The following is a 4,213-nucleotide window of genomic DNA, read 5'->3' as shown; positions in this document are numbered from 1 at the left end:
TCCCGACACCGACCCTACGGGTACAGTGCGGGGCTCCTGCGATTTCTAGCTGAAAAGCCAGCCGAGCTTTTGCCCCCTGCTACTGCTTGCACCGACAATGGGGTTCGCCGCAATGGCACCCCCAATGGGCAGGGTGCCCAGTCGGATCCCCGCGAGGCTCTGGATGCACAACTGGGCCTGCAAAAGCTTACCCTCAAATGGTCTGCCGAGAGGGTAGAAAAGCTGGGATCCCTGGAAAGCGCCACCGGGCTACCGGGCGAGATTTTGCTGGAAGTCCTGCTGGATCATTGGGAACAATTGCCCAAGCCCTTGCAGCAAGATTGCCTCCTGCAAGCCCACCGCATTCGCGTCGAGCGGCTGGTGATCAGCCAAAACTTCACCATTGCCACGATTGAGCAACTGCTCTTCACGTCAGCGTTGCGCAACAACAACGAGCAGCATCTGCTTTGAGTTCTGGCCGGTTGGCCTGGGAAATTCCCCCTCAAGATCTCCGCCAGTATGCCAGACAACAGGGATCCCTGTTCCTGTGCTAGGGTCAAAATGGTTCTGTTGGCTTTTCGCGCTTTTCGGCCTGTGCTCTCTCCCCCTCGCTACCTGGCGGCAACCCAAGCCCATTATCATCAAGTGCATTATTCACCCTACTTCTCACTTTTGTTTTTCTATCTTCTCCCTATTTCTCCCATCGTTTAGGGGACAGCATTGCAACGTCATCTTCTTTAAAACGACCAGGTTGTAGTGGAGCGGCAACAGTTGATGAAAGATCTTGATTTGACCAAAGCTGTAGAGCAACGGCGCACCTTTGCCATTATTTCCCATCCCGATGCGGGGAAGACCACCCTCACCGAAAAGCTGCTGTTGTACGGGGGGGCCATTCAAGAAGCGGGAGCTGTGAAGGCCCGTCGGGCGCAAAAGCGGGCCACTTCCGACTGGATGGAACTGGAAAAGCAGCGGGGTATTTCCATCACCTCTACCGTCCTGCAATTTGATTACCGCAACATTCGTCTCAATCTGCTGGATACTCCCGGCCACCAGGACTTCAGCGAAGACACCTATCGCACCCTGGCAGCGGCTGACAATGCCGTGATGCTGGAAGATGCCGGCAAAGGGTTGGAAACCCAGACCCGCAAGCTGTTTGAAGTGTGTCAGATGCGGGGGCTGCCGATTTTTACCTTTATCAACAAGATGGATCGCCCAAGTCGGGATCCCTTGGAGCTGATGGATGAAATTGAGACGGAACTGGGCCTCAAGCCCTATCCTGTCAACTGGCCAATTGGCTCAGGCGAGCGGTTTACTGCCCTATTTGACCGTCGGACTCAGGAGTTTCATTTCTTTGAGCGGGTATCTGGGGGGCGGCTAAAAGTTCAAGATACCGTTATTAAACTTGGGGATCCGCAAATTGAGGAGTTGATCGACAAGGACTTGTATTACCAATTCAAGGAAGAGCTGGAACTGCTGGATGGTCTCATGCCCACCTTGGATCTAAAACAGGTGCATTCTGGCAAACAAACCCCGGTCTTTTTCGGCAGTGCCATGACCAATTTTGGGGTGGAGCTTTTCCTCAATGCATTTTTGGAGTATTCCTTACCGCCAATGCCTCACGAGAGCACTGCTGGGCTAATCCCGCCCGAACATCCTGAGTTTACGGGCTTCGTCTTTAAACTGCAGGCCAACATGGATCCCCGCCATCGGGATCGCGTTGCTTTTGTGCGCATCTGTTCCGGCAAGTTTGAGAAGGATATGGTGGTCAACCATGCCCGCCTCAATCGTCCCATTCGCCTATCTTATCCCCAGAAGTTGTTTGCTCAAGAGCGCATCTCCATCGATGAAGCTTACCCTGGGGATGTGATCGGCCTGAATAATCCCGGCATCTTCACCATTGGGGATACCATCTACACCGGCCCGAAGCTGCGCTACGCCGGGATCCCTAGCTTTTCTCCTGAGCTGTTTGCCTACTTGAAGAATCCCAATCCTTCCAAGTTTAAGCAGTTCCAGAAAGGGGTAGCGGAACTGCGGGAAGAAGGGGCTGTACAAATCATGTACTCTATCGACGATTCCAAACGGGATCCGATTGTGGCAGCGGTGGGCCAGTTGCAGTTTGAGGTTTTGCAGTACCGCCTTGAAAGTGAATACAACGTCGAAACCCGACTGGAGATGTTGCCCTACACCCTGGCCCGCTGGGTCGAGAATGGCTGGAAGGCGCTGGAGAATATTCCCAGCTTGTTTAACACCCTAGTTGTTAAAGACATTCAAGACAGGCCCGTTCTTCTGTTTAAGAACGAGTGGACTTTACAGCAATTTGCTGCCAGCAACCCTAAAATCAAGCTCAGCAAAATTGCCCCTATCTCGGATCTCGGCCCAGAATTGGGTGACGGCCAATAGATCAACCTAAGAGAATCCGTCTCAAAGAGCCTTAGGTTCTGACATTCAGTCGAGATGCCATTGGTCTCCACATCAGCGGTGTTGATAGGTGTTGATATCTTCGGATTTCTGAGCAAACCCCTCACACAGATCGCAGCAATTCCCCCATCTTTTTCCTGCATCGTCCAGGGACAGAGGGAGTGAACCATGCCTTTCTTCTCCAACCTGGGATCCGATTCTCCCCACTTTGGCGCTGCCCTCAGTGCTTGTGCGCCACTTTGCGAACGCTCCTTGTGGGGACTGGATCCGCAAGCCGTTTTTTTGAATCACGGCTCCTACGGCGCGACCCCGAAAAAGGTGTTGCAGGCCCAGAGTGTATGGCGGGAACGCCTTGAGGCTCAGCCGGTGCAGTTTATGGGAGAGGAACTTCCTCGAGCCTTGCGGGCGGCGGCAGCAGAACTGGCCCATTTCGTCGGGGCCGAACCCGAAAATTTGGTGTTTGTGGAAAATGCCACCAGCGGGGTCAATGCCGTTTTGCGCTCGCTGCGGTTCCGGCCAGAGGATCAGATCGCCTGCACCAATCACGGTTACGGGGCCGTTCGTCAGGCATTGCAGTACATCTGTGCCCAGTGGGGAGCCATCCCAGTTGAGGCGCAGATCCCTTTCCCCATTGCGGGGCCAGAGCAGGTTATCGCGGCCTTCGAGGCCATCCTCACTCCCCAAACTCGCCTGGCGGTGTTGGATCACCTCACCTCGCCTACGGCTCTGATCTACCCCCTGCCTGAGCTGATCGGCCTCTGTCGGGAGCGCGGGATCCCGGTTTTGGTGGATGGCGCCCATGCCCCCGGAGTTCTCCCCTTGGAGTTGGAAAAGCTAGGAGCCGATTGGTACACCGGCAATGCCCACAAGTGGCTGTTTGCCCCGAAAGGCTGTGCCTTTTTGTGGGTGGCCCCCTATCGACAGGCCCAAACTCATCCTACGGTGATCTCCCACGGCTATGGGCAAGGGTTCACAGCGGAGTTCGACTGGGTGGGCACACGGGATCCCAGCGCTTGGTTGGCCATTTCAGCAGCCCTGGCGTTTATCCAAGGGGTGGGACTGGACAACATCCGTCAGCACAACCACACTCTGCTGCTGCAGGCGCGGCAGTTGCTCTTGGAGGCTCTTGAGGGGATCCCGCCCGCCCCCGAAAAGATGTTGGGCTTTATGGCCACCCTACCCTTGCCGCCATTTTGGCAGCAGTGGATCCCTGAGCTTCCTCTTGAGGAGCGCGCCCGTCGGCTTCACGATTACCTCTGGTACAAGTACCGCATTGAGGTTCCGATCATCCCCTTCGCCGGGCAGCTTTGGGTACGCATCTCGGCCCAGGTCTACAACCGTTTGGCAGAGTACGAACAGTTGGCGCTGGCCTTGCAGCATCTGCCCTGAGGTTTTGTCGGTTGAGCCGCTTTCACGACATTGCAAGTATAGTTGCTTCGCACACCAGTAAAACGATTCCAGATCTATGGTCAATTCAGTTGAGGATGAGATGACGTTACAGGTAGGATGGCATGCCAGTAGACCTCAGAAAGAAGCCTTGACCTGAGAGAGAGTCGTAGGGCATGTCCAGGAAGGGAGCAGACCCACAGACGTACAAAGCCGGTCATACAGCGGAAGGGAAGGGTATGGGAGTCGGTAAAAGCAGCGCGGAACGCTTGGGGAGCGTCTCAATCTAGTTTGAAGCGACCGCAGTGCTTTCAAGAGGGCAAGGATGCATGCAGATGGAGGAACTTCTGTTGATGAAGTGACAAGGCCTGCTTTTGCGAGTCGGACTATTCTACTGGCCAGTGTCTCATTGCTATTTGAATTGACTATC

At 54.9% G+C, this 4,213-nt stretch carries 3 protein-coding genes; all 3 read left to right on the top strand.

Going from position 1 to position 4,213, the window contains the following annotated elements; translation table 11 throughout:
- A partial coding sequence (locus tag NW820_RS10625) for a hypothetical protein (protein ID WP_414407466.1) occupies positions 1-450 on the top strand: 450 nt, incomplete at its 5' end.
- A gap of 303 nt (positions 451-753) precedes the next feature.
- Complete coding sequence (locus NW820_RS10620; RefSeq protein WP_414389608.1) at positions 754-2,379, top strand: peptide chain release factor 3; 1,626 nt, start codon at positions 754-756, stop codon at positions 2,377-2,379.
- A 186-nt stretch (positions 2,380-2,565) separates the two neighbouring features.
- Positions 2,566-3,786 carry an aminotransferase class V-fold PLP-dependent enzyme gene (locus NW820_RS10615; protein ID WP_414407465.1) on the top strand — a complete coding sequence of 407 codons (1,221 nt, stop codon included), beginning with the start codon at positions 2,566-2,568 and terminating at the stop codon, positions 3,784-3,786.
- Positions 3,787-4,213: the final 427 nt, after the last annotated feature.

The sequence above is a fragment of the Synechococcus sp. R55.7 genome (genome assembly GCF_047461955.1).
Lineage (GTDB): Bacteria > Cyanobacteriota > Cyanobacteriia > Thermostichales > Thermostichaceae > Thermostichus.
This window is presented reverse-complemented; position numbering and strand designations above follow the sequence as displayed.

Excerpts from the sequence above, each read along its gene's own strand:
- NW820_RS10620 (WP_414389608.1), top strand. The coding sequence starts at position 754 with ATGAAAGATCTTGATTTGACCAAAGCTGTAGAGCAACGGCGCACCTTT.
- NW820_RS10615 (WP_414407465.1), top strand. The coding sequence starts at position 2,566 with ATGCCTTTCTTCTCCAACCTGGGATCCGATTCTCCCCACTTTGGCGCT.